Origin of the sequence: Rhizobium terrae (assembly GCF_003425685.1) — a bacterium.
GTDB lineage: Bacteria > Pseudomonadota > Alphaproteobacteria > Rhizobiales > Rhizobiaceae > Neorhizobium > Neorhizobium terrae.
The window spans coordinates 164,210-188,417 of record NZ_QJKM01000004.1; the positions used below are offsets into that span (position 1 = coordinate 164,210).

At 61.0% G+C, this 24,208-nt stretch carries 24 protein-coding genes; 5 read left to right on the forward strand and 19 right to left on the reverse strand.

Translation table 11 applies throughout. The features are described 5' to 3' along the window. The first annotated feature begins 246 nt into the window (after nucleotides 1-246). The 3 genes from DMO26_RS08735 to DMO26_RS08745 all read left to right on the forward strand — a co-directional run bounded on the left by DMO26_RS08735 (nucleotide 247) and on the right by DMO26_RS08745 (nucleotide 5,664). The gene (locus DMO26_RS08735) at nucleotides 247-1,446 is read left to right on the forward strand and encodes an efflux RND transporter periplasmic adaptor subunit (protein WP_117191678.1); all 1,200 of its coding nucleotides are present in this window, start codon (nucleotides 247-249) and stop codon (nucleotides 1,444-1,446) included. Between the two features lie 11 nt (nucleotides 1,447-1,457). Then, on the forward strand, nucleotides 1,458-4,793 hold the full coding sequence (locus DMO26_RS08740) for an efflux RND transporter permease subunit (protein ID WP_117191679.1): 3,336 nt from the start codon (nucleotides 1,458-1,460) through the stop codon (nucleotides 4,791-4,793). 187 nt (nucleotides 4,794-4,980) lie between these two features. Beyond that, complete coding sequence (locus tag DMO26_RS08745; protein WP_162894796.1) at nucleotides 4,981-5,664, forward strand: Crp/Fnr family transcriptional regulator; 684 nt, start codon at nucleotides 4,981-4,983, stop codon at nucleotides 5,662-5,664. Between the two features lie 125 nt (nucleotides 5,665-5,789). Here the strand turns inward: DMO26_RS08745 and DMO26_RS08750 are convergent, their stop codons facing one another. The 18 genes from DMO26_RS08750 to urtA form a co-directional block, all read right to left on the reverse strand. Beyond that, entirely contained in the window at nucleotides 5,790-6,461 is a 672-nt protein-coding gene (locus DMO26_RS08750) for a DUF6891 domain-containing protein (RefSeq protein WP_117191681.1), read from the reverse strand. A gap of 20 nt (nucleotides 6,462-6,481) precedes the next feature. Further along, nucleotides 6,482-7,093, reverse strand: coding sequence for an urease accessory protein UreG (gene ureG, locus DMO26_RS08755; protein ID WP_117191682.1), 612 nt, complete (start codon nucleotides 7,091-7,093; stop codon nucleotides 6,482-6,484). Between the two features lie 42 nt (nucleotides 7,094-7,135). Further along, nucleotides 7,136-7,807, reverse strand: coding sequence for an urease accessory protein UreF (locus DMO26_RS08760; RefSeq protein ID WP_117191683.1), 672 nt, complete (start codon nucleotides 7,805-7,807; stop codon nucleotides 7,136-7,138). A gap of 6 nt (nucleotides 7,808-7,813) precedes the next feature. Beyond that, the gene (gene ureE / locus DMO26_RS08765) at nucleotides 7,814-8,329 is read right to left on the reverse strand and encodes an urease accessory protein UreE (RefSeq protein WP_117191684.1); all 516 of its coding nucleotides are present in this window, start codon (nucleotides 8,327-8,329) and stop codon (nucleotides 7,814-7,816) included. Between the two features lie 129 nt (nucleotides 8,330-8,458). Continuing rightward, entirely contained in the window at nucleotides 8,459-8,998 is a 540-nt protein-coding gene (locus tag DMO26_RS08770) for a peroxiredoxin (protein WP_117191685.1), read from the reverse strand. Between the two features lie 156 nt (nucleotides 8,999-9,154). Then, entirely contained in the window at nucleotides 9,155-9,826 is a 672-nt protein-coding gene (locus DMO26_RS08775) for a TIGR02117 family protein (protein ID WP_117191686.1), read from the reverse strand. A gap of 26 nt (nucleotides 9,827-9,852) precedes the next feature. Next, nucleotides 9,853-11,562: an urease subunit alpha gene (gene ureC, locus DMO26_RS08780; RefSeq protein WP_117191687.1), complete on the reverse strand. Its 1,710-nt coding sequence runs from the start codon at nucleotides 11,560-11,562 to the stop codon at nucleotides 9,853-9,855. Nucleotides 11,563-11,633: 71 nt separating this feature from the next. Then, a complete protein-coding gene (locus tag DMO26_RS08785) occupies nucleotides 11,634-12,008 on the reverse strand; it encodes a lysozyme inhibitor LprI family protein (RefSeq protein ID WP_226951239.1) in 375 nt (124 codons plus the stop codon). Nucleotides 12,009-12,043: 35 nt separating this feature from the next. Continuing rightward, nucleotides 12,044-12,349 (reverse strand): urease subunit beta, encoded by a 306-nt coding sequence (locus DMO26_RS08790; protein WP_117191689.1) that lies wholly within the window; start codon nucleotides 12,347-12,349, stop codon nucleotides 12,044-12,046. Between the two features lie 23 nt (nucleotides 12,350-12,372). Beyond that, a complete protein-coding gene (locus DMO26_RS08795; protein ID WP_117191690.1) occupies nucleotides 12,373-12,624 on the reverse strand; it encodes a DUF1272 domain-containing protein in 252 nt (83 codons plus the stop codon). A gap of 10 nt (nucleotides 12,625-12,634) precedes the next feature. Beyond that, the gene (locus tag DMO26_RS08800) at nucleotides 12,635-12,937 is read right to left on the reverse strand and encodes an urease subunit gamma (protein ID WP_117191691.1); all 303 of its coding nucleotides are present in this window, start codon (nucleotides 12,935-12,937) and stop codon (nucleotides 12,635-12,637) included. A 19-nt stretch (nucleotides 12,938-12,956) separates the two neighbouring features. Next, complete coding sequence (locus DMO26_RS08805) at nucleotides 12,957-13,802, reverse strand: urease accessory protein UreD (protein ID WP_117191692.1); 846 nt, start codon at nucleotides 13,800-13,802, stop codon at nucleotides 12,957-12,959. Continuing rightward, entirely contained in the window at nucleotides 13,739-14,818 is a 1,080-nt protein-coding gene (locus tag DMO26_RS08810; RefSeq protein ID WP_226951240.1) for an alpha/beta hydrolase family esterase, read from the reverse strand. The genes DMO26_RS08805 and DMO26_RS08810 overlap by 64 nt, the downstream gene beginning before the upstream one ends. A gap of 292 nt (nucleotides 14,819-15,110) precedes the next feature. After that, nucleotides 15,111-15,806: an urea ABC transporter ATP-binding subunit UrtE gene (urtE, locus tag DMO26_RS08815; RefSeq protein WP_117191694.1), complete on the reverse strand. Its 696-nt coding sequence runs from the start codon at nucleotides 15,804-15,806 to the stop codon at nucleotides 15,111-15,113. Nucleotides 15,807-15,829: 23 nt separating this feature from the next. Then, on the reverse strand, nucleotides 15,830-16,591 hold the full coding sequence (urtD, locus tag DMO26_RS08820) for an urea ABC transporter ATP-binding protein UrtD (RefSeq protein ID WP_117191925.1): 762 nt from the start codon (nucleotides 16,589-16,591) through the stop codon (nucleotides 15,830-15,832). A gap of 10 nt (nucleotides 16,592-16,601) precedes the next feature. Continuing rightward, entirely contained in the window at nucleotides 16,602-17,765 is a 1,164-nt protein-coding gene (gene urtC / locus DMO26_RS08825; protein ID WP_117191695.1) for an urea ABC transporter permease subunit UrtC, read from the reverse strand. Then, nucleotides 17,762-19,378 (reverse strand): urea ABC transporter permease subunit UrtB, encoded by a 1,617-nt coding sequence (gene urtB / locus DMO26_RS08830; protein ID WP_117191696.1) that lies wholly within the window; start codon nucleotides 19,376-19,378, stop codon nucleotides 17,762-17,764. The genes urtC and urtB overlap by 4 nt, the downstream gene beginning before the upstream one ends. Nucleotides 19,379-19,624: 246 nt before the next feature. Then, entirely contained in the window at nucleotides 19,625-20,914 is a 1,290-nt protein-coding gene (gene urtA / locus DMO26_RS08835; protein ID WP_117191697.1) for an urea ABC transporter substrate-binding protein, read from the reverse strand. A gap of 179 nt (nucleotides 20,915-21,093) precedes the next feature. On the opposite strand from urtA, the gene DMO26_RS08840 reads away from it, so the two are divergent. Both DMO26_RS08840 and DMO26_RS08845 read left to right on the forward strand, forming a co-directional pair. Next, nucleotides 21,094-21,432: a putative quinol monooxygenase gene (locus DMO26_RS08840; protein WP_404947027.1), complete on the forward strand. Its 339-nt coding sequence runs from the start codon at nucleotides 21,094-21,096 to the stop codon at nucleotides 21,430-21,432. An 89-nt stretch (nucleotides 21,433-21,521) separates the two neighbouring features. After that, nucleotides 21,522-23,183, forward strand: coding sequence for an alpha-amylase family protein (locus DMO26_RS08845; RefSeq protein WP_117191699.1), 1,662 nt, complete (start codon nucleotides 21,522-21,524; stop codon nucleotides 23,181-23,183). Here DMO26_RS08845 and DMO26_RS08850 read toward each other — a convergent pair. Next, nucleotides 23,106-24,146, reverse strand: coding sequence for a GlxA family transcriptional regulator (locus DMO26_RS08850; RefSeq protein WP_117191700.1), 1,041 nt, complete (start codon nucleotides 24,144-24,146; stop codon nucleotides 23,106-23,108). The two genes, DMO26_RS08845 and DMO26_RS08850, sit on opposite strands and share 78 nt — an antisense overlap. Nucleotides 24,147-24,208: the final 62 nt, after the last annotated feature.

A 24,208-nucleotide genomic window follows, 5' to 3' on the forward strand; every position in this document is an offset into this window, starting at 1 on the left:
TTTTTAAAATTTTTCTTACGTAAAGCATAACCAAATCTCATCCGTTCCATAACGGCCGCGGATTGATTTGTGCACCGCAAACACGTAAAAGTGCAAGCCGAGATGAATCTTTCGCTGCCGGTCTTGTAACCGTTTTGTGCGGTTACCACCTTGGACGGGGATGTCGTGCGCTGAGGGGAGCGCGGCGGGACGGGATCAAACCCAGCGGAATATTTGCCCCTAGCTTTTCATATTGGAAGTAGTCGCATGTTTCGCAAGTTCTCGAAGTCTGTCGGTATACCGGCTCTCATCATCTCGCTTGCTGCGAGCACCGCGCTCGCCCAGGATGCGGCAGCGCCCGCCCCGGCGCAGACTGAGCTCAAGCTGCCTTCCATTATCGTTACCGAAGCAGTGACGAAACCGCTTGTGGACCGCGTGATCGCCACCGGCACGATCAAACCCGTCGAGGAGGTTTATGTCCAGCCGCTCGTCGACGGTCTGTCGATCAAGACGCTCAATGCGGATGTCGGCGACGAGGTGAAGGCCGACAGCGTGCTTGCGACGCTGAATGACGACGCCCTCCTTCTGCAGAAGAGCCAATACGAAGCCAACAAGGCGAAGGCTGAGGCTGGCGTCGCTCAATATCAGGCGCAGGTCATCGAGGCGGAAGCCAATCTGGCCGACATGACGCGCCAGCGGGACCGCACCAAGCGCCTCAGCCAGAGCGGCACCAGCACCGTTTCCCAGCTCGAACAGGCCGAAGCCCAGGTCGAGGTGGCGCAGGCGCGCCTCAATGCCGCCAAACAGGCGGTCGCGGTTGGCCAGTCGGACATCAAGGTCGTGGATGCGCAGATCGACGATGTCAAACTGAGACTCGCCCGCACCGGCGTCAAGACGCCGATTGCCGGTGTGGTTTCGGCACGAACCGCCAAGGTTGGCGCGATCGCGACCGGACAGGGCAGCCCGCTCTTCACGATCATCAAGGACAGCGCGATCGAACTGGTCGCAGATTTGTCCGAGACCGATATCCAGAAGATCAAGGCTGGCCAGAGGGCGATCGTAACGATTGCCGGAGGCAGGACCAAGATCGAAGGCAAGGTTCGGCTCGTCTCCCCGACGGTCGACGCGACTACCCGCCTGGGCTCGGTGCATATCGTGATTGACGACAAGAGCGGGGCACGATCCGGCATGTATGCGAGCGCCGAGATCGTCATTGCCGAGGCTAACGCGCTCGCCCTCCCCTTGTCGGCCGTCACCACAGGCCGCAGCGGCTCCACAGCCCGCAAGGTCGAGGATAATGTGGTCAAGCAGGTGAAGATCGAGACCGGCATCCAGGATGGCGGTTTCATCCAGGTCGTCAGCGGTCTTACGGCCGGTGACATCGTTGTTGCGAAGGCCGGTGCTTTTGTCCGGGACGGCGACAAGATCGCCCCGGTTCCGGCCGAACCCGCCGCCGTTGCCAACTGAGGTCAAGCCGCATGAACTTCTCCGCCTGGTCGATCCGCAATCCGATTGCGCCGCTGCTCGGCTTTGCCCTGCTGCTTTATGTCGGCATCCAATCCTTCTATGCGCTGCCGATCACCCGTTTCCCGAATATCGACGTCCCCGTCGTTTCGATCACCGTCACCCAGAGCGGCGCGGCACCTGCCGAGCTCGAGATGCAGGTGACGAAGGAGATCGAAGATGCGGTCGCCTCGATCAGCGGCATCGACGAGATTCAGTCGACGGTGACCGATGGACAATCACAGACGGTCGTCGTCTTCCGCATCGAGAAGCCGACCGAAGAAGCCGTGCAGGATACCAAGGACGCGATCGACAAGATCCGCAGCGACCTGCCGGCCGGCATCGAAGAGCCTGTCGTCACCAAGATCGACGTCGAAGGTCAGGCGATCCAGACTTTTGCCGTCTCCTCCCCGAACATGACGCTCGAAGAACTGTCCTGGTTCGTCGACGATACCGTCAAGCGCGCCCTTCAGGGCCAGCCCGGCATCGGCCGTATCGACCGTTATGGCGGCTCCGACCGCGAAATCCGCGTGTCGCTCAACCCGGCCAAGCTGGATGCCTACGGCATTACCGCCGCCGATGTGAACCAGCAGCTTCGCGGCACCAACGTGGACCTCGGCTCGGGCCGCGGCCAGGTTGCTGGCAACGAGCAGACGATCCGCACGCTGGGCGATGCCCGCAGCGTGACCCAGCTTGCCGATACGACGATCACCCTCCCGAACGGCCAGTTCGTCAAGCTGTCGGAACTCGGCACCGTCACCGATACCTATGAGGAGCCGAAATCCTTCTCGCGCTTCAACGGTACGCCGTCGGTCACCTTCGCCGTCTTCCGTGCCAAGGGCGCCAGCGAAGTATCGGTCTCCGAGACCGTCGCGGAAAGCCTCGACCAGGTCCGCAAGGCCAATCCGAACGTCGCCATCGAGATGGTCGACGATTCCGTCTACTTCACCTACGGCAACTACGAGGCCGCTCTCCATACGCTGATGGAAGGCTCGATCCTCGCCGTCATTGTCGTCTTCCTGTTCCTGAGGAACTGGCGAGCGACGTTGATCGCCGCAGTCGCCCTGCCGCTTTCGGCGATCCCGACATTCTGGATCATGGACATCATGGGGTTCTCGCTGAACCTCGTGAGCTTCCTGGCGCTGACGCTCGCTACCGGTATCCTCGTCGACGACGCGATCGTCGAGATCGAGAACATCGCGCGGCATATCAAGATGGGCAAGACGCCCTACCGGGCGGCGCTCGAGGCAGCGGATGAAATCGGCCTTGCCGTCATCGCCACCAGCTTCACGATCATCGCCGTCTTCGTGCCGGTCTCGTTCATGCCGGGCATTCCGGGCCAGTACTTCATCCAGTTCGGCCTGACGGTCGCCTTCTCCGTGTTCTTCTCGCTCGCCGTGGCGCGTCTCATCACACCGTTGATGGCCGCCTATCTGATGAGCCCCGAAGACGGGATGGAAGACCATCACGACAACGACGGCTGGATCATGAAGGCCTATACGCGCCTCGTCACCGGCACGACCCGCCGCTGGTATTGGCGTTATACGACGCTGCTTGCCGCGATCGGCTTCCTCATCGGCTCGATGATGCTGCTTGCGCAGGTTCCCGGCAGCTTCCTGCCGCCGGATGATTCCTCGCGCGTCGTGCTGTCGGTGGAATTGCCGCCGAATGCGACGCTTGAGGAGACGGCTGCGAGCACCGACGTCATCTATGATGCGGTACGCCATATCGACGGTGTCGAGAGCGTCTTCATCCTCGGCGGCGCTTCGCCGAAGGGCGACCTCGAACTGCGACGCGCAACCGTGCGCGTCATCCTGCAGAATATCGACCATTCGCTGGTAAAGACCCTGGTCAACAAGGGTCTGGGATCGATCCCCGTTATCCGCGACGTCGTGCCGAAGATGAAGGAAAATGGCCGCACGCGTCCGCAATGGGATGTCGAAAAGGACATTTTCGCCGCCGTCCAATCCATTCCGGACGTACGGATTTCCAAGGTCAACGACCGCGCCGAGCGTGACCTGTCGTTCAACTTCCTCTCCACCAACGAGGCGGACCTGAACGAAGCCGTCAGCGTGCTGGAATCGAAGCTGCGCGCCTCGCCGGTCCTTTTCAACGTCTCCTCGGAAGGCGCCTTGCCCCGTCCGGAACTGCAGATCCGGCCGCGCATGGCGGAGGCCTCGCGCCTTGGCATCACGCCGCAGCAGATCGCCCAGACGGTCCGCGTCGCAACGATCGGTGACGTGGACGCCAACCTTGCCAAGATCTCGCTCGACGACCGCCAAATCCCGATCCGCGTTCAAGCATCGCTCGATGTCCGCCGGGATCTCGCCTCCATCCGCGCCTTGAAGATCAAGACCGCGGCCGGTGCCAGCGTGCCGCTCTACAGCGTCGCCGACATCGATTATTCGGAAGGCCCGAGCTCGATCAAGCGCAACGACCGCAACCGCGTCGTAGCGATCGGCTCCGACGTGCCCTTCGGTACGGCGCTCGATACCGCATCGGCCGAGTTCAAGCGCATCGTCGGCGAGACCGAGTTGCCGAAGACCGTTCGGCTGGCCGAAAGCGGCGACGCCAAGGTGCAGGCAGAAATGCAGCAGAGCTTCGGCAATGCGATGCTGATGGGCCTGATGCTGGTGCTCGTGGTGCTGATCCTGCTCTTCAAGGACGTCATCCAGCCGTTCACCATCCTGTTCTCGCTACCGCTTGCGATCGGCGGCGTGGCAGTGGCGCTGATCATCACCCAGAACGCGCTTTCCATGCCGGTCCTGATCGGTATCCTGATGCTGATGGGCATCGTCACCAAGAATGCCATCCTGCTGGTGGACTTCGCGATCGAGATGAAGCGCCACGGCCTGGAACGAGTCCATGCCATGGTGGAGGCCGGCCGCAAGCGCGCCCGCCCGATCATCATGACCTCGATCGCCATGTCGGCGGGCATGCTGCCCTCGGCGCTCGGCGTCGGCGAAGGCGGCTCCTTCCGTGCACCGATGGCCATCGCAGTGATAGGCGGCATCATTGTCTCGACGGTGCTCTCGCTCGTCGTCGTGCCGTCCTTCTTCCTGATCATGGACGACCTGTCGCGCCTCCTCGGCAAAATCTTCGGCCGGATGGTCGGCAAGAAGGAAGAGGAGGACTTCGGTCTTTCCAACGAGGAGCTCAGCCAGGAAGCGCGCAGAAACGCCCAGTCGATCGCATCCCTGGAAGAACGCCTCAACCAGATGGAACGGCAGACGAGCGCCAACGACGATCGTTCTCCCGGCGCCCAGGCCGGCAACAAAGTGCTCCGCCTGCCTCCCATGGCGGCGGAATAGGCGCTGCTTCCATACCCATAAGGACGACGCCGGGCCTTCAAGTCCGGCGTTTTTCGTTCCGCGCGCAAAAATTGCAGGAAAAATGAATTGAATTTGATCGACGTCAAATTCGACTTTCATAAACCTGTTATTTTAGCAGCATCAGGAGTGTGTAGCGGTTCAAACTATGGAAGAGACCACGGAGATGATGAACAGCAACCTCAAGCTCAGCAGCCGGGACCGGGCAGTGTTGATGAAGACTCCGTTTCTTTCAGGTTTGAGCGGCAATTCCCTTGTTCGCATGCTCGCGACGATGAGCGTGACAAGTCTTCCGACCCGCAAGTCTATCTTCCGCGAAGGGGAAGACGCCGATGCTTTCTACTGTGTTCTCAATGGTTATGTCCGGCTCTACCGGCTGAATCGCGAAGGTCGTGAAGCCGATATCCGCATCTGCGCACCGGGCGATACATTTGCCGAATGTCTGCTCTATGGCGGCAACAAATATCGCTATCATGCCCAGACGGCGGAGACCGCCACGGTTGCCCGATTCGAGTTGCAGGCCGTGCGCGAAATGGCGGAACAGGAGAAGGACATCGCCAAGGCCGTGATGACCTCACTCTCCAGGCATCTCCTTACCACGATGGAATGCGTCGCAAACGACAGGTTGCATACGGCGCCGCAGCGGGTGGCGAACTACATTCTGACCCGCTGCCCGGTCGACGGAGGTCCAGCGGCCATCCGGCTGCCGTTCCAGAAGAGCTTGCTGGCAGGAATGCTCGGACTCGCCCCGGAGGCACTTTCCCGCGCCTTCTCAACGCTGCGCAAGACGGGTGTCACGGTGCGGGGCCGGGTGATCCAGGTGGGCGACGTCCAGGCGTTGCGGGAAGTCTAGAAGTTCAGCGAGGCGAGGTCGGATTGGCGGATCTGATCTCTCTCTGAGCGCGTGTCGTGCCACGGGCGGGTGGAAGCGGCATGCGAAAAGGCCGGTGACTTTCGAGGGTCACCGGCCTCTATTTTTTATGGGATCGGTTCATCGGCCGGACTGCGTTTGCGCCATTCGAAGGGGCTGAGCAGCAGGCGCTTGCCGATATCGCCGCTCCATGTCGCGCGAAGGCCCTTCTTGTTGAGAGCGGCGATGATCTGCCGTGCGATCACCGGCGTATTTTCGCTTCGCTTCTCGAATGCTCCGAAGGCCAGATAAAGTTCTCCTTCAGAGAGCGCCGTCTCGACATCCTCGCCAACATAGAAGACGAAACCGGATGATTTGACGTCGACTTCCTGGCGCATCCGGAACTCTTCCGCAACTTCGGCAAATCCATCTGCTTGTGTCAGACCGGCATTGTGCAAGGCGACGATACCGGATGCCCGGAGTTCGACGAAGGCCGCATCGAGGCGATCCCAGTCGGTTCTGGCTGGCCATGTCGCCTCCTCCCGCCGCTTCTCCTCGAAAAGGCGGCTAACTTCCGTCCTTATCCAGAGACGATCGGCGTCCGACACCGCTTCAGGCCTCGGATATCCCTCGACCACGATATCGGCGATTGCCTCCTCGGCTTCGAAACCGCTCCAGATGAACCGGCGGATCTCCGTCGATGCGTCCTGGCGATCTATGGATGCTGCGGAAACATTGGTCAGCCCGTCCGGCTTCGGCGGAAACCAGCGTGCGAGCAGCATCTTGAGGAGTTCGAGCATGACGCCTCGCCTTGCGGGCCTTAAAGGCCGCCCTGCTCCTTCAGGAAGCGGACGACATGATCGACGCCTTCTCCGCGTTTCAGGTCGGTGAAGACATGCGGCTTCATTTCGCGCATGCGGGCGGCGTCGCGGTCCATCACGTCGATATCCACTCCGACATAGGGCGCGAGGTCCTTCTTGTTGATGATCAAGAGATCGGAGCGGGTAATCCCGGGTCCGCCCTTGCGCGGGATTTCTTCGCCCTGGCAGGTGGAGATCACATAGATGGTGATATCGGCAAGGTCAGGCGAGAAGGTCGCGGCCAGATTGTCGCCGCCTGATTCGATGAACACCACGTCAAGATCGGGAATGCGCTCATTGAGGCCGGCGATCGCCTGCAGATTGATCGTCGCGTCCTCCCGGATGGCGGTATGCGGGCAGCCGCCCGTCTCCACCCCGACGATACGGTCGGATGAAAGCGCCTGCATGCGCACCAGCGCCTCGGCATCCTCCTTCGTGTAGATGTCGTTGGTGACGACGGCGACCGAATAGTCCTCCCGCATCGCCTTGCATAACTTCTCCGTCAGGGCCGTCTTGCCGGAGCCGACGGGGCCGCCAATGCCGACGCGGAGCGGTCCGTTTACCGATTTCATGGGTCTTCCTTTCTCATTTTCGAAGAGAGCTTACGTCCGCCCTCAACTGCGGAAAAGCCGCGAATGCTGGGTTTCATGGCGCAGCGAAGCGATTTCCGCCTGCACCGCTGCGCCGCCGAGATGGTCCAGTGTCAAGCCGGGCGCGCGATCCGAAAGCTGCGCGATCGCCCCCTCCAATCCCGCCAGAATTTTCACCCCGTCGACCTGGCCACAGCAGCCGAGCCGTATGCCGGCCGACACCGCCTGGGACGCGGCAGCATGCAGAAAAGCCGCCAGCGCCTTGTTCGCCGGTACGCCGTGCGCCGCCGCAACCGCACCGACTGCAACCGGAAAAGGCACATCGGACGGCAGGCGTTCAAGCACCGGATCGGGCCACGCGGAGGCAGCCGCAACGAAGGCCTTGCCGAGCGACAGCGTCTCGGCGAAGCGCTCCGCCGAACCTGCCATCGCCAACCCGAGTTCCGCCGTCTCCTTCAGTGCTACCGCGTCTTCAAAACGCCGCCACGCCTCCGAAAACAAGACCGCATCGTTCCAAAAGGCGCCATGCCGCATCAGCGCCGATAGCCAGTCGCCGAGATCGACCGAATTCTTCACCAGCCGGTTGGCCACCGCGCTCTCCAGGCCGCCCGACCAGGCAAAGGCGCCGATCGGAAAAGCCGGCGACAGCCAAGCCATCAACCGCAACAGTGCCTGGGTATCGAGCACCTGGTTCATACCGACTCAGTCGTGGTGATGATGGTCGTGGTCATGGCGGTCTCCATGCCCCTGACCGTGTCCATGGGAATGGCCGTGCGAATGTCCGCCATGAGAATGGTAGGCGCCGCGGGCCGGCTGGAACCCCTCCTCTACATCCGTTACGGTGGCGCCGAGACCTTCCAGCATGGAGCGGATGACGTGGTCGCGCAGGATCAGGATTCGCCTTTCCTCGATCTGCGCCGAAAGATGCCGGTTGCCGAGATGCCAGGCGAGCTCGATCAGGTGCAGCGTATCGCGCCCCTTGACCTCGAAGAGTTTTTCCGGCGCAGCCCGAACCTCGACCGTATCGCCGTTGTCGAGCACCAAGCGGTCGCCGTGATGGAAGAGCACCGCCTCCTTGAGGTCGAGCATCACCATGTCGCCGTTCGAAAGATGCAGAAGCTTGCGGCGTAGGTGACGCAAGTCGTGCGGCAGGGTCACGATATCGACGGGAGGATCGGTGATCTCTCCGGCCGGGCGATACGAATGGATATGTTGCATGGAAAACTCGTCCGAATGTTGAGGCTCAATCATTGCCAACTGTTTGGCAGCGCACAAGCCCAGCCGTAGGAAGCGCAACAAAAAAGCCCGGCGCGGAGCCGGGCCTTTTCAAGGTCGTCGAAGAGAGCCTCAGGCGGCGATCTTCACCGACTTCAGGGCTTCCAGGATGATCTGCGGCGAAGAGACGCCATAGGGGTCCGTTTCGCAATTGTCGGAATAACCTTCCTCCTCGAACCACTGCTCGACGGTGCCGTTGTTGATGACCGCGCCGTAACGCCAGGAGCGCATGCCGAAGCCGAGATTGTCCTTGGCGACCAGCATGCCCATCTTGCGGGTGAATTCACCCGAACCGTCCGGGATCAGCTTGACGTTTTCGAGGTTCTGGCTCTTGCCCCAAGCGTTCATGACGAAGGCGTCGTTGACCGAGATGCAGTAGATCTCGTCGATGCCTTCGGCGCGGAATTCGGCAGCGAGCTTCTCGAAATCGGGGAGCTGGTAGGTCGAGCAGGTCGGTGTGAAGGCGCCCGGCAGCGAGAAGAGCACCACACGCTTGCCGGCGAAATAGTCGTCCGACGTGACATCCTGCCAGCGGAACGGGTTGGACCCGCCAACAGCTTCGTCGCGAACGCGGGTGCGGAAGGTGACGTTGGGAACTCGCTTGCCGAGCATGACTATCTCCATGAAACTGCAACGCCCCGAAGGGCCGATACAAAGGTCATAGCGATCTGCTCGCCGCAATGCAGCAAACTTCTTGCTAATATATTGCAACGCAAACCTGATATTCACAGGAAGCATCACTCCTCGAAAAAAAATCAGCAATTTTCTTTATCGATTGAAGAGCTTGAGCGAGATCTGAAGCGTCTGCGGCAGCAGGTTCCACCAACCTGTTCTGAGACCTGCGGCCCTGAGCGCCCGCGCCGTCCAGGTATTGCAGCCGATCAGGGCATTGAACGAGCCGTTTGCCTCGAAGAAGCGGTCATAGGCGCCATAACCGGCCTCCGGGATCACCGCGGCCTTGTCCCCCTCGCGCACGAAACTCGCCTGGATGAAATCGGATAGCTGCTGGAACTGCTGCGGGGCGAGATCGAAAGCGGTGACCGTCGGATGCCCTTCGTCTATGCCGCCGGCAACATCCACGTGCATGACGGAACGATCGATCGTCAGCGCACGGAAAACCGGAAACGGCTTGAGATCGCCCCAGGTGGGCGTTTCGAGGTAGAAGGCCCGACCTCCCCAGCCAAGTATCAGCCATTGTGCCGCAGGATCGGCAACCGGAACACCCGCTTCCGCCAGGAACGCGTAGACCATCCGGGTATCCTCGTTCAGAGGAATGGCGATATCGGTATGGATGGGGTTCGAGAGCACGAGAATGCGCCGTGTCTCTGCGGTTGGCGACCTCTCCGGCACCAGAAAAGGGCGCGGGATAAACGTGCCTGCCATGACGGCAAGCACGATGATCAGGATCAAGATGAGCAGCCGGCGCAAGGCTTTCTTCATGAATGGGTTCCGAAGCGCCAGCGACCTCAGAACAGGAAGTAACGCTGCGCCATGGGCAGTACGGTCGCCGGCTGGCAGGTCAGCAGTTCGCCGTCGGCGCGCACCTCGTAGGTCTCCGGATCGACTTCCACATGCGGCGTGGCCGAATTGTGGATCATCGACGCCTTCGAGATGCCGCCACGGACGTTCTTCACCGCAACCAGCTTCTTGGCGACACCGAGCCTGTGGGCAAGACCGGCATCGAGCGAGGCCTGGGAAACGAAGGTGACGGAGGAACTGGTCCTGAGCTTGCCGTAGGCCGCGAACATCGGCCGGTAGTGCATGGGCTGCGGCGTCGGGATCGAGGCGTTTGGATCCCCCATCGGAGCGGCTGCGATCGAGCCGCCGAGCAGCACCATTTCCGGCTTCACGCCGAAGAAGGCCGGGTTCCACAACACGAGGTCGGCACGCTTGCCCACTTCCACCGAACCGATTTCGTGGGAAACGCCATGGGCGATCGCCGGATTGATCGTGTATTTGGCGATGTAGCGCTTGACGCGGAAATTGTCGTTCTCGCCCTTCTCCTCCTTCAGGCGCCCCCGCTGCCGCTTCATCTTGTCGGCGGTCTGCCATGTGCGGATCGCGATCTCGCCGACACGGCCCATGGCCTGGCTATCCGAGGAGATGATCGAGAAGGCGCCGATATCGTGCAGGATGTCTTCCGCAGCGATCGTTTCCTTGCGGATGCGGCTTTCGGCAAATGCTATGTCTTCCGGGATCGATGGCGACAGGTGATGGCAGACCATCAGCATGTCGAGATGCTCGGCAAGCGTGTTGACCGTATAAGGGCGCGTCGGGTTGGTCGAGGACGGGATGACGTTCGGATTGCCGCAGACCTTGATGATGTCGGGGGCATGACCGCCCCCTGCTCCTTCCGTATGGAAGGCATGGATCGTGCGACCTCTGATGGCCGCGACCGTATCCTCCACGAAACCGCTCTCGTTCAGGGTATCCGTATGGATCATCACCTGCACGTCGAACTGGTCCGCAACCGTCAGGCAATTGTCGATCGCAGCAGGCGTCGTGCCCCAATCCTCGTGCAGCTTCAGGCTGGAGGCGCCGGCGAGGATCATCTCTTCCAGCGGCGCAGGAAGCGAGGCATTGCCCTTGCCCGCAAGAGCGAGGTTCATCGGAAAGGCATCGAAGCTCTCGATCATCCGCTCGATATGCCAGGCTCCGGTGCAGGTCGTAGCCAGCGTGCCGTGCGCCGGGCCGGAACCGCCTCCCAGCATGCAGGTGACGCCGCTCATCAGCGCCTCCTCGATCTGCTGCGGGCAGATGAAATGGATATGTGCGTCCATGCCGCCCGCCGTCAGGATCTTGCCTTCGCCGGCGATCGCCTCCGTCGAAGGGCCGACGATGATCGTCACCCCCGGCTGCGTATCCGGATTGCCGGCCTTGCCGATCGCATGGATGCGGCCGTCCTTGAGGCCGACATCGGCCTTGTATATGCCGGTGTGGTCAACGATCAGCGCATTGGTGATAATGGTATCGACGGCACCCTCGGCGCGTGTCGCCTGGCTCTGTCCCATACCGTCACGGATGACCTTGCCGCCACCGAACTTCACCTCTTCGCCATAGGTGGTGAAGTCCCTTTCGACCTCGATGAAGAGTTCCGTATCGGCAAGCCGCACCTTATCGCCGGTGGTCGGACCGAACATCGAGGCATAGGCGGCGCGGGACATCTTATGGGGCATGGCGGTCTACCTCAGGCTTTCACACGAATTCAAAAACGGCTTGGTCGATTCGGAAATTCGGCCCCGGAAAATCAATTTCCGAAGGCGTCTGTCAGTTCTTTGAGTTCTGCAGTGCGTTTCCGTGTTAGGTCCGCGGAGCACGCATAGATCAGCTGCGGCTCCATGGTCCCGCCATGCGCCTGATATCCGTAGGACTCGCAATGCGCGTCGCGATAGGCAACCCAGGCGCGCTGCGCCTTCACGAGGGCGGCGTCGGAGGCGGGAAGATCCGTGGCGGCGTCGGTATCCCACTTTTTCGTCGCCTTGCGCGCGGCCTGATACTGGATGTTCAAGGCCTTGTCGGCGGCGTTATAATCCTGTTCGGCGCAGTAGGTCATCTCCATCTGCGTCTCGGCCTTCTTGCAATTGACCTTCGGCTGCTGGCCCAGCGCCGGCTGCGCGGCCATGGCGACCACGACGAAAGGCAGGGCGAAAATGAGCCTCATAGAGCACCCATGATCTTCTGCTGAAAACCGTAGACGGCGCGTTTTCCCGATAACGGGATCAGCGTAACAGCCCTGGTCTGGCCGGGTTCGAATCGTACCGCTGTGCCGGCGGGAATATCGAGCCGCATGCCGCGCGCCTTGTCGCGATCGAAGGCTAGACCGTTGTTCGTCTCGAAGAAATGGTAGTGGCTACCCACCTGCACCGGCCGGTCGCCGGTGTTGGACACTTCGATCGTTACCGTCGGGGCGCCGGCATTCAGCTCGATTTCGCCTGCTGCGGCAATCACTTCACCAGGGATCATGACTCTCTCCTTCAAGCCGGCTCTCAGGCCGCCTTGGGCGCGCAGCCCTCGGCCTTCAGAACGCGTTTCGTGGACGCCGGGTATTTCGGAAGCTTGTCCGCCGGACGGACCGGACGGCGCACCAGTTCTCCGCCACAATTGGGGCAGGTACCGGCAAGCACGCTCGTCGCGCAATCGGCGCAGAACGTGCATTCGAATGTGCAGATCATCACCTCGCGGCTTTCCGGGGGCAGGTCCCGGTCGCAGCATTCGCAGTTGGGGCGCAGTTCCAGCATCACGGCCTCATCACCTGATCGGCTCGTGCACGGTGACGAGCTTCGTTCCATCGGGGAAGGTCGCCTCCACCTGCACGTCGTGGATCATCTCGGCAATGCCTTCCATCACCTGGGCTCGGGTGATGACATGCGCACCCGCCTCCATCAGGTCGGCAACGGAGCGGCCATCGCGGGCACCTTCGACGACGAAATCGGTGATTAGCGCGATCGCTTCCGGATAATTGAGCTTGATGCCGCGATCGAGCCGGCGGCGGGCGACGATCGCCGCCATGGCGATCAAAAGCTTGTCTTTTTCTCTGGGCGTCAGGTTCATGAGGGCACCAAGTTCAACTTCAGATGTTCCAGACTTTCGGCACTGGCGTGCCGTTGCGCAATACGGAAATTGCCGGTGTCAGGATTTTTCTCAAGGCAAATCCATCGGGCGCCGCAAGACGCACGATCAGCTTGCCGTTCCAGTGGCTCGCACCGCCCGTCCATGGGCTTGCGCCACCGGCTTCACCGTCCAGGCATTGACGGAGCCGGGGGAAAAGCGCCTCCGCAAGCGGACCGGTGTAAAAGAGCGTCGCAAAGGCGACTTGGCCGGAAAGGACCGCAGCCGCTTGGCTCAATCGCTCGATCTCGCCCTCGAATTTCATTTCTTCCGCATGGATAAGTTGGCCGTCCCGGCGCACCCGCCAGCGATCCCGGAAAAAGCCGAAGGTCACGGCTTCTCCCATGGCCTTGCGGCCAAGCAGAACGGCTTCGACCGCCAGGAATTCGGAATTTTCGGAAAGGTCGACATCGAGCCGCCGGGTCAGCGAAGCCTGGTCGAAAAGGATGGTTTCCTGCGGCAGCCAGTGGACAGAGGCACCTTCGCCGACCGTGATGTGGGTGGAGACGGAGGCGGTATCGGCAGCCGCCTTGTAGATCTTCTCGTTCGCCTGGGTGGTGATCGAGAGGCGGGTAGAAGCCGCGGCGGCGACGGACCATTCGATCACGTCGCCGCCCGTCAGTCCCCCTGACGTATTGATGAGGATCGCCTCCATTTCAGGCGAAAATGTTTCCGGAAGGCGAATTTTTGCGCAGCCTTCCTGAAAGAATTCGGCAAGCCGCGTGCGCCCGCCGAACGCCTTGGTTACAAGGCGTCCTGCACCCCTTGCCCGCTGCGGCGCATATTGATCGGCTGGCTGTTCTCGCACGTCGTTCCCTGAAGTTCGGCTTCGGTTGCGCAGTCCGATGCAACGCCCGTGCCAGACTTGGCCTTCGCAGGAGCGGCTGTGGCGATGACGTCGGTGCTGTCGGCCTTACCGAAGAACTCCCACATCCGCGACGCGGGATCAACATTCGCGTCGAAGGCAGGCTTGGCCGGAACGACCGCGGCGACCTTGGTGACGCTCGCTGCACTGTCCTTGGCGGCGGCCATCACGGCCTCCGTCGCCGGCGCCGGTTTCGGCCAGTCATGCGTGCCGTCGGCAAAAACGTAGGAGGCGATCCGCGCGCCATTCTTGCAGGTACCGTAGAGACTAAACGTCACACCCTCGGTCGTCTTAACGTCACCGTTGCCGGTGCAGCCATCGAGTTCGGTCCAGCGTTGGATCGCTGTATTGAAGCTGTACTGCCAATAGGGCTTGCCGCCACCCGCGTAGGGGTTGGCTTCGTCCTTGACGCCGGCGAAAGCCATAATCGAGATCGGCCGGGCCGGGCTGCAATTGGCTTTTTCCGGACCCCACTTGCCTCCCGTCTCGACCGGGCGGCCGGCGCGCAGCGAATGCACGAAGCCTGCGGCGGCGAATTCGTCGTGGCCGGAGCAGAGGAAGGCAGACAGCATGCGGCCGCCGCCGGAATAACCCGAGGCATAGATGCGGGCCGGATCGACGCAGAAATCTTCCTTCGTCTCCTGCACGGCTTCCTCGATATATTCGATCTCGTCGAGCCCGCCTTTCTGTTCGGTGACGAACGGGACGTTCCAGGCATAAGTGCCGGTCGAGCTTCCAGGCAGGCTGCCCTGCAGGGCGACGACGATGAAGCCGTTCTTCTCGGCGACCTTGTCCCAGGAGCTTCTGTTCAGCTGCGCTTCAGGGTTGCTGTGGCTACCATGAAGATCGAAGACGACAGCCACCTTGTCCTTGCCGGTATAGGAAGACGGGATGAAATAGACCGCCGAACGGGCAACGCCATCGGCCTCGATGGTCATCCGGTGACGGCCTGGCTGCATCGGCTGACCGCATCCTGCGAAAGCGCTACCGGTCATGGCGCCCAAAAAAACAGCTCCTACCGCGATTGAGCGAATAAGAGCGGAACGAGAGAAGGTACCGTCGACGCAAGCAAAATCCATCAACGCCTCATCATGGGTGCTGTGTGTGTCAGTGTTGTGCGGGGTATCTGCCCTGAAGCGGTCCAATCCTGGAGCGCTTCCGATGCCGCTTACCTAACACACATTAGAACCTATTGATACAATTGATGTGCTGCGGCGCACTCCAAACATTCACATATGAAAAACCCACATATCACACCGTGAGATGCTTGCGCGCTTCGGCCGTGTCCAAGGTCTCCGCCGGCCCTTCATGAACGATTTCGCCACGATCCATGATGTAGACTTGGTCGGCGAGTTCCCGGCAGAAGTCGAGATACTGTTCGACCAGCAGGATCGCCATGCCGGTCGAATCGCGCAGGTAGCGGATCGCCCGGCCGATATCCTTGATGATCGACGGCTGGATGCCCTCGGTCGGTTCGTCGAGCACCAGGATCTTCGGCCGCGTGACCATGGCGCGACCGATCGCAAGCTGTTGCTGCTGACCGCCGGAAAGGTCGCCACCGCGCCGGCCGAGCATGGATTTCAGCACCGGAAATAGCGAGAAGATCTCGTCGGGAATGAATTTGTCCTTGCGGGCAAGCGGTGCGTAACCGCTTTCCAGGTTTTCCTGCACCGTCAGCAGCGGAAAGATCTCCCGACCCTGCGGCACATAACCGATGCCGTGCTTGGCTCGGGCATAGGGCGGCAGGCCGTTCAGCACCTCGCTCTGGAAGCTGATCGTGCCGGCGCTCACCGGATGCTGGCCGGTAACGGCACGCAGCAGCGAGCTTTTACCCACACCATTGCGGCCGAGCACGCAGGTGATCTTGCCCATTTCGGCAGTGATCGAGACGCCGCGCAGAGCCTGTGCCGCGCCGTAATGAAGATTGACGTTGTTGACTGTCAGCATCCCGTTCATCCATCAGTTTCACGTCAGCGACCTAAATAATTCTCGATAACCTTAGGATCGCTCGAAACGAAATCGATCGAGCCTTCCGCCAGCACCGAACCCTCGGCCAGACATGTCACTTTGACGCCAAGGTCGCGGATGAAGCCCATGTCGTGCTCGACGACGACGACGGATCGCGTCTTGGCGATCTCCTTGAGCAGCAATGCAGTCTCGGCCGTCTCCGCGTCCGTCATGCCGGCTACCGGTTCATCGACCAACAGAAGCTTCGGCTCCTGAGCGAGCAGCATGCCGATCTCCAGCCATTGTTTCTGGCCGTGGCTGAGATTTGCAGCATATTCATCCTTGCGATGTGTCAGGCGGATCGTCTCCAGGATTTCCTCGATCCGCGCCTTGTCTTCCGGCGAGAGCGTATAGAACAGCGTGGAGAAAACGCCGCGGTCGCGGTTCAGTGCCAGTTCCAGATTGTCCCAGACCGTGTGGCTTTCGAAGACCGTCGGCTTCTGGAATTTCCGGCCGATGCCGAGCTGGGCGATATCGGCCTCGTCCTTCTTGGTGAGGTCGATCGAGTCCTCGAACAGAACGGTGCCGCTGTCGGGCCGGGTCTTGCCGGTGATGATATCCATCATCGTCGTCTTGCCGGCGCCGTTCGGGCCGATGATCGCCCGGAGCTCACCCGGCTCGACCACGAAGGACAGCGAGTTGATCGCCTTGAATCCGTCGAAGGAAACGGAGACGTTTTCGAGATAGAGCAGGCTTTTTGTTCTGGTTTCAGCAATTGTGTTCATCATGCCCCTCTTATTCCGCGGCCTGTGCGATGGATGCCGGGGCATCCCTACCCTTTTCCGCCTCGGCGGCAGCCTTGTGCGCCTTGCGGGTCCGGTAACCGTGCTGGATCGTGCCGACGATGCCCTTGGGCAGGAAAAGCGTCACCGCTATGAACAGGCCGCCGAGCGCGAACAGCCAGAATTCCGGAAATGCGCCGGTGAAGAAGCTTTTCCCCCCATTGACCAGCACCGCGCCGATGATCGGGCCGATCAGCGTGCCGCGCCCGCCGACTGCTGTCCAGACGACAACCTCGATGGAGTTGGCCGGCGCGAACTCGCCCGGATTGATGATGCCGACCTGCGGCACGAAGAGCGCTCCTGCGATGCCGGCGAACATGGCCGAGACGACGAAGGTGAAGAGCTTGATGTTTTCGACCCGGAAGCCGAGGAAGCGCACCCGGCTTTCGGCATCGCGCACCCCGACCAGAACCTTGCCGAATTTCGAACGGGTAATGGCGGAAGCGACGACAAGGCAGAGCGACAGCATGATCGCCGACATGGCGAAGAGAACCGCGCGCGTACCGTCCGCCTGGACCGGGAAGCCAAGGATGTCCTTGAAGTCGGTCAGCCCGTTATTGCCGCCGAAACCCATGTCGTTGCGGAAGAAGGCGAGCATCAGCGCATAGGTCATCGCCTGGGTGATGATCGAGAGATAGACGCCGTTGACGCGCGAGCGGAAGGCAAACCAGCCGAACACGAAGGCGAGCAGGCCAGGCACCAGCAGCACCATGGCCATGGCGAAAACGAACCAGTCGAACCCATGCCAGAACCACGGCAGTTCCTTCCAGTTCAGGAAGACCATGAAATCCGGCAGGATAGGGTTGCCGTAGACGCCGCGCGAGCCGATCTGGCGCATCAGGTACATGCCCATCGCGTAGCCTCCGAGCGCGAAGAAGGCGCCGTGGCCGAGCGAGAGAATGCCGCAATAACCCCAGACGAGATCGAGCGCGAGCGCCAGCAGCGCATAGCAGAGATATTTGCCGAAGAGCGCCATGGCATAGGTCGGGATGTGAAGTGCGCTGTCCGGAGGCGTCAACAGGTTGAGCGCCGGCACCAGGATTGCGACACCGAGCAGGATGGCAACGGCGACAACGATCTTTCCTTCGAGCGCGCGAAGAATGAAGCTGGCGATCATGCTTCCACCGCCCTTCCCTTGAGCGCGAAGAGGCCGCGCGGACGTTTCTGGATGAAGAGGATGATGAGGACCAGGACCAGGATCTTGCCGAGCACCGCACCGACCGAGGGTTCGAGGAATTTGTTCAACACGCCGAGCGACAGCGCGCCGACCAGCGTGCCCCAGAGATTGCCGACCCCGCCGAAAACCACGACCATGAAGCTGTCGATGATGTAGCTCTGGCCGAGGTTTGGCGAGACGTTGTCGATCTGGGAAAGCGCCACGCCTGCAATGCCCGCAATACCCGAGCCGAGCGCAAAGGTCAGCGCATCGACCCATGGCGTCTTGATGCCCATGGACGACGCCATGCGGCGGTTCTGGGTGACGGCCCGCATGTTGAGCCCGTAGGCGGATTTCTTCATTACCACCAGCAGCGCCACGAAGATCGTCAGCGAGAAGAGGATGATCCACATGCGGTTCCAGGTGATGGTCATGCCGCCGACAGGAAACGAGCCGGACATCCAGGACGGATTGCCGACTTCTTGGTTGGTCGGCCCGAAGATCGAGCGGATCGTCTGCTGCAGGATGAGCGAGGCGCCCCAGGTGGCAAGCAGCGTTTCGAGCGGCCGGCCGTAGAGGAAGCGGATGACGCCGCGTTCGATCACGAAACCGACCGCGCCGGTAACGAGAAAGGCAATCGGCAGCGCGATCGCCAGCGACCAGTCGAAAAGGCCGGGCGCGCTCTCGCGGATCACCTGCTGCACCACAAAGGTAGAATAGGCGCCGAGCATGACCATTTCGCCATGCGCCATGTTGATGATGCCCATGACGCCGAAAGTGATGGCAAGCCCGATCGCAGCCAGCAGCAGGACGGAACCGAGCGACAGGCCGTACCAGACGTTCTGGACCATGTCCCAGAGCTGCTGTTCGCTCTCGATCGCGGAAATTGCCGCGTCGAGATCCGGCTTGAGGCTGGGATCGATCGAACCCGAAACGCCGCTCAGGATTCCGAGCGCATTGCGTCCGCCAAGGTTCTTGATGGTCTGAATGGCGCCGCGCTTCTCATCGACCGAACGGTCCGAGGAGAGGACCGAGACGGCGCGGGCTTCCTCCATGCGAGCCTTGACTTCCTTGTCGGCCTCCTTGGCGAGTGCCGCCTCGACAAGTTCGAGGTTTTCCGGGCTCGGCGAACGCAGAACCGCGTCGGCGGCCGAGAGCCGCACCGTCCTGTCGGGGCTTAGAAGCGTAAGCCCGCCCATCGCCGAGCGGATGACGCGGCGCAGGTTGTTGTTGATCTTGATCTTGGTGACGGCGTTCTTTGCCGCCTGCCCGGCGGAGGCGCCCGTCAGCGGATCGATCAGATCGAAACCGGAACCCGCTGTTTTGCCGATAAAGACGGCATTGTCGGACTTTCGGAAATAGAGATCACCATTCGAAAAGGCGTCGAGCGCCGGCACGACCCGGGTATCGCCGGTGGCCGCGATCTGTCCCAGCAGTTTTTCGGCCTCGCCGAAATCGGCCTTGGCCAGCGCATCGATCAAAGGCTTGGGATCACCCTGCTGCGCGAAGGACGGCGCGGCGAAAACGAGAATGAAGCAGGCAAGAAGTGTCCGGAATAAAATCTTCAAAGTCATGATATCGCCCCTCGTCCAGCGACCTGCCCGTTGCGGATCCCCTCACTTGCGATTTCTAAAACTTAGCTGCACTAAGATTTTGAAATCGCTTTCTCTCCCGCAAGGGGAGAGATAGGGATGCGGCACTGCCGCGGCCTACCTCTTCCCTTGCGGGAGAGGTTACAAAATCACGATCTTAGCTTTAGCTAAGTCGTAGATTTTGTTGGTGAGGGGGTAGAATACCCCCTCCCAGCGGAGTTAACCCAATCAGCTGCCCTTGCCGCCGCACTTGCCGGAAGCGACGTTGAAGTTGCCGCAAGACATCGGCTTGCGCCAATCGGAGATCAGATTCTTGCTGTCCGGCAAGTAGTCTGACCACTCGTCGCCGACGACCGGAGCGGTTTCCTGGACGATGTCGAACTGACCGTCGGCCTGGATTTCACCGATCAGCACCGGCTTGGTGATGTGGTGGTTCGGCATGACGGTGGACGTGCCGCCCGACAGGTTCGGAACGGAGACGCCGATGATCGAGTCCAGCACGGCATCGGTATTGGTGGTGCCGGCAGCTTCGACGGCCTTTACCCAGGCGTTGAAGCCGATATAGGCGGCTTCCATCGGGTCGTTGGTGACGCGCTTGTCGTTCTTGGTGAAGGCCTTCCATTCCTTGATGAAATCGGCATTGACCTCGGCATCGACGGACTGGAAATAGTTCCAGGCGGCCAGATGCCCGACCAGCGGCTTGGTGTCGAGACCGGCGAGCTCTTCTTCGCCGACCGAGAAGGCGACGACCGGGATGTCTTCAGCCTTGATGCCCTGGTTGCCGAGTTCCTTGTAGAACGGCACGTTGGCGTCACCGTTGATGGTGGAGACGACGGCGGTCTTCTTGCCGGCCGAGCCAAACTTTTTGATGTCGGAGACGATCGTCTGCCAGTCGGAATGACCGAAAGGCGTATAGTTGATCATGATGTCGGATTCGGGAACGCCCTTCGACATCAGGTAGGCCTTGAGGATCTTGTTGGTCGTCTGCGGATAGACATAGTCGGTCCCGGCGAGAACCCACCGCTTCACGCCCTCTTCCTTCGCCAGATAGTCGACGGCAGGGATGGCCTGCTGGTTCGGAGCGGCACCCGTGTAGAAGATGTTGCGCGAGGATTCCTCACCCTCGTACTGGACCGGGTAGAACAGGATCGAGTTCAGCTCTTCGAAGACCGGCAGGACCGACTTTCGCGACGATGAAGTCCAGCAGCCGAAGACGGCGGCGACCTTGTCCTGCGAAATCAGCTGGCGAGCCTTTTCGGCAAACAGCGGCCAGTCGGAGGCCGGGTCGACGACGACGGCTTCGAGCTTCTTGCCGAGCACGCCGCCCTTCTTGTTCTGCTCGGCGACGAGCATCAGCATGACGTCCTTGAGCGTCGTCTCGGAGATCGCCATGGTGCCGGAAAGCGAGTGGAGCACACCGATCTTGATCGTGTCGTCAGCGGCGAAGGCGCCCTGGAACGCCGTCGTCGACAATGCGGCGGCAAGCAATGCGCCACCGAGTTTCATCTTGAAATTCATTGGTTCGAACCCCTCTTCTCGTTCGTTCCGCAACGAAGACCTTAACCGTTGCTGGAGCGACTATCGGTTGCTGCATCGCAAAACCACATACGCAAAATGACGTATGCGAGGGGGAGAAGGGGGAAGGTTCGTTCGGCGATTACCCGTGACGTAATCGATCTCACGGTCGGGCAGGACTAATGACTGACAAGCAAACGAAAGGATCGGCCATGCCCGTCACCTATGTCATCCGCTTCCATATCCGTCCTCGCCAGCGCGACCGCTTCATGACACTTCTCGAAGGTGTGCTGGATGCCATGCGGCACGAGCCGATGTTCCGCAATGCGGTCCTGCATGCCGATCCGGGAAATAAGAACCATATGATGCTCTATGAGACATGGGAGGATCATGCGGACGTGCTGGAAGTTCAGTTGAAGCGCCCTTATCGCGAGGCTTGGCATGAAGCATTGCCGGACCTGCTTGAAAGCCCGCGCGATATCTCCATCTGGCAACCGGTGCGCGAGGACCGAGCCGCGTAATATCCCCTCGGCCACCGCTCGGCGGGAACATTTTTGCCCCTCAGCACTTGGCTCCGCGGGAACCATCACCTGTCCGAGGAGCCTGCCCCGTGATCAACGATCTCTGGTATAAGAACGCCGTCATCTATTGCCTGTCGGTCGAGACTTTCATGGATGCCAATGGCGACGGTATCGGCGATTTCCAGGGGCTGGGACGCAGGCTTGATTATCTCGCCGGGCTCGGCGTCAACGCGATCTGGCTGATGCCTTTCCAAACCTCGCCTGGCCGAGACGATGGTTATGACGTCTCCGATTACTACAACGTCGATCCCCGTTACGGCACGCTCGGCGATTTCATCGAATTCACCCATGGCGCCAAGCAGCGCGGCATCCGCGTGCTGATCGACCTTGTCGTCAATCACACGTCCGACGAACATCCCTGGTTCCAAGAGGCACGTAGCGATCCCGATTCCTTCTACCGCGACTGGTATGTCTGGTCGGACGAGAAACCGGCCAATGCCGACCAGGGCATGGTGTTTCCGGGTGTCCAGAAATCCACCTGGACCTATGACAAGAAAGCGAAACGATATTATTTCCACCGCTTCTACATGTTCCAGCCGGACCTCAATACCGCCAACCCACATGTTCAGGCGGAAATCCTGAAGATCATGGGTTTCTGGATCCAGCTCGGTGTTTCCGGTTTTCGCATGGATGCGGTGCCGTTCGTGATCGCCGAGAAGGGCGCCGAGGTGACGAAACCCAAGCCGCGATTCGAGATGCTGCGCAGCTTTCGCGAATTCCTGCAGTGGCGGCTCGCCGATTCCATCATCCTTGCGGAAGCCAACGTGGTGCCGAAGGAAAATTTCCAATACTTCGGCGAGGACGGCGATCGCATGCAGATGATGTTCAACTTCCATGTCAATCAGGCGCTGTTCTACGCGCTGGCCTCGGCCGACGCGCGACCGCTCGCAAAGGCGATCATCGACACCTATGAGCGCCCGGCCACCGCCCAATGGGGACTTTTCCTGCGCAACCACGACGAACTTGATCTCGGCCGGCTAACCGAAAAGCAGCGCCAGAAAGTGTTTTCCGAATTCGGCCCGGAGAAGGCCATGCAGCTCTACGACCGGGGTATCCGGCGGCGGCTGGCGCCGATGCTCAACGGAGATCGTCGCAGGCTGGAACTCGCCTACAGCCTGATGTTCTCGCTGCCCGGCACGCCTGTCCTGCGTTACGGAGACGAGATCGGCATGGGCGACGACCTGTCGCTGCCAGAGCGCAACTGCACCCGCACGCCGATGCAATGGTCGACGGAGCCGCATGGCGGCTTCACCAAGAACGACAAGCCCGTCCTGCCCGTCATCAGCGGCGGCCCGTTCGGTTTCGAACATCTCAACGTCGCGGATCAGCGGCGGGATCCGAATTCCATGCTGAACTGGACGGAACGCTTGATCCGCATGCGCAAGGAAGCCCCCGAAATCGGCTGGGGTGAATGCACTCCGATCGAAACCAGCGACAAAGGCGTACTTGTGCTGCGTTACGACTGGCGCAACAACTCCATCCTCGTCGTCCATAACCTGCATTCGACCCCGGTCGAGGTCGAATTCTCGGTCGGTCTCGGCGAACAGGGCAAGACACTGATCGACATCGCCGAGGACGGCAACAGCGAGGCGGATGATAAAGGCAGGCATTGCCTAATGCTCGATGCCTATGCCTATCGCTGGTTCCGTGTCGGCGGTCTGGATTATCTGCTCAAGCGGCGGGAGGTCTGATCCGTTTCCCGTCCTGACTTCGCGCACACCACGGCCAAGCTTCTGCCTCAGCAATGCACGAAGCGTCGCGCCATCGGCGTAACCGACCAGCGCGGCGATCTCGTCCGGGCTTTTGTCGCTGGTCTTCAATAGATGCACGGCCCGCTCGACGCGCAGATCCTGGAAAAAGGAAAGCGGCGTCTTGCCGAGCACTTGCTGCAGGCGTCGCGCCAGCGTGCGCTTGCTGACAGCCACCGCCTCCGCCGCCTCGTCGAGCGAAAAGCCCTCCGAGAGGCGGCTGCGCGCCCACCGCTCGAAACGCTCCACCATGGGATCCGCATGCGCGAGGTGATCGGTAAGGACGTAAGCCGACTGGGCCGGCCGGCTGTCGACGATCAGGTAGCGTGCGACGAGGCTCGCAAGTTCGGGGCTCACCTGCCGCACCAGCCAGAGCGCCATGTCCATATGGCCGAGCGCGGCACCCGCCGTTACCAGCGAACCGGATCGCACCAGCATGTTGCCGTCCTCCAGCCGCACCTTGGGATAACGCTGGCGGAAGAGCGGCGCAAGCCACCAGGTGGTCGTAGCCTTCTCACCGTCGAGCATACCGCTCTCCGCCAGCACGAATGTGCCGATACAGGCGGCCGCGATGTTCATGCCGGCGCCTTTCGCCGCCCGGATTGCCAGCTTTGCGTCGCGAATATCCGACCGGTCCAGCGCCGGCACCAGCAATTCCGGCATCTTGTAGCCGATGCCCGGAATTATCAGCCAATCACTGCCCCGCGGATCGAAAATGCCGGAAAGCGGCACCGCGAAACCCTGAGAAGTCTGCACGCGTTCACGGGTGCCGGCCACCGAAACTTCGAAGGGCGGCATGCCGAGCGACAGCATGACGTTGAGCTCGTTCGCCGTCGTGAATACGTCGAGGATCGTGGAGAGGCCCGTATCAAACACGCCGTCGAGCGCCAGAACCTGCAGCTTCATGGCAATATCCCTATCAAGAATGTCAATATTGACAGTAGCAGACGAGCAGGGCCTGCGCCATG

Coding starts and splice junctions, on each gene's coding strand:
- DMO26_RS08735 (WP_117191678.1), top strand. CDS start 247: ATGTTTCGCAAGTTCTCGAAGTCTGTCGGTATACCGGCTCTCATCATC.
- DMO26_RS08740 (WP_117191679.1), top strand. CDS start 1,458: ATGAACTTCTCCGCCTGGTCGATCCGCAATCCGATTGCGCCGCTGCTC.
- DMO26_RS08745 (WP_162894796.1), top strand. CDS start 4,981: ATGAACAGCAACCTCAAGCTCAGCAGCCGGGACCGGGCAGTGTTGATG.
- DMO26_RS08750 (WP_117191681.1), bottom strand. CDS start 6,461: ATGCTCGAACTCCTCAAGATGCTGCTCGCACGCTGGTTTCCGCCGAAG.
- ureG (WP_117191682.1), bottom strand. CDS start 7,093: ATGAAATCGGTAAACGGACCGCTCCGCGTCGGCATTGGCGGCCCCGTC.
- DMO26_RS08760 (WP_117191683.1), bottom strand. CDS start 7,807: ATGAACCAGGTGCTCGATACCCAGGCACTGTTGCGGTTGATGGCTTGG.
- ureE (WP_117191684.1), bottom strand. CDS start 8,329: ATGCAACATATCCATTCGTATCGCCCGGCCGGAGAGATCACCGATCCT.
- DMO26_RS08770 (WP_117191685.1), bottom strand. CDS start 8,998: ATGCTCGGCAAGCGAGTTCCCAACGTCACCTTCCGCACCCGCGTTCGC.
- DMO26_RS08775 (WP_117191686.1), bottom strand. CDS start 9,826: ATGAAGAAAGCCTTGCGCCGGCTGCTCATCTTGATCCTGATCATCGTG.
- ureC (WP_117191687.1), bottom strand. CDS start 11,562: ATGCCCCATAAGATGTCCCGCGCCGCCTATGCCTCGATGTTCGGTCCG.
- DMO26_RS08785 (WP_226951239.1), bottom strand. CDS start 12,008: ATGGCCGCGCAGCCGGCGCTGGGCCAGCAGCCGAAGGTCAATTGCAAG.
- DMO26_RS08790 (WP_117191689.1), bottom strand. CDS start 12,349: ATGATCCCTGGTGAAGTGATTGCCGCAGCAGGCGAAATCGAGCTGAAT.
- DMO26_RS08795 (WP_117191690.1), bottom strand. CDS start 12,624: ATGCTGGAACTGCGCCCCAACTGCGAATGCTGCGACCGGGACCTGCCC.
- DMO26_RS08800 (WP_117191691.1), bottom strand. CDS start 12,937: ATGAACCTGACGCCCAGAGAAAAAGACAAGCTTTTGATCGCCATGGCG.
- DMO26_RS08810 (WP_226951240.1), bottom strand. CDS start 14,818: ATGCAGCCAGGCCGTCACCGGATGACCATCGAGGCCGATGGCGTTGCC.
- urtE (WP_117191694.1), bottom strand. CDS start 15,806: ATGCTGACAGTCAACAACGTCAATCTTCATTACGGCGCGGCACAGGCT.
- urtD (WP_117191925.1), bottom strand. CDS start 16,591: ATGAACACAATTGCTGAAACCAGAACAAAAAGCCTGCTCTATCTCGAA.
- urtC (WP_117191695.1), bottom strand. CDS start 17,765: ATGATCGCCAGCTTCATTCTTCGCGCGCTCGAAGGAAAGATCGTTGTC.
- urtB (WP_117191696.1), bottom strand. CDS start 19,378: ATGACTTTGAAGATTTTATTCCGGACACTTCTTGCCTGCTTCATTCTC.
- urtA (WP_117191697.1), bottom strand. CDS start 20,914: ATGAATTTCAAGATGAAACTCGGTGGCGCATTGCTTGCCGCCGCATTG.
- DMO26_RS08840 (WP_404947027.1), top strand. CDS start 21,094: ATGACTGACAAGCAAACGAAAGGATCGGCCATGCCCGTCACCTATGTC.
- DMO26_RS08850 (WP_117191700.1), bottom strand. CDS start 24,146: ATGAAGCTGCAGGTTCTGGCGCTCGACGGCGTGTTTGATACGGGCCTC.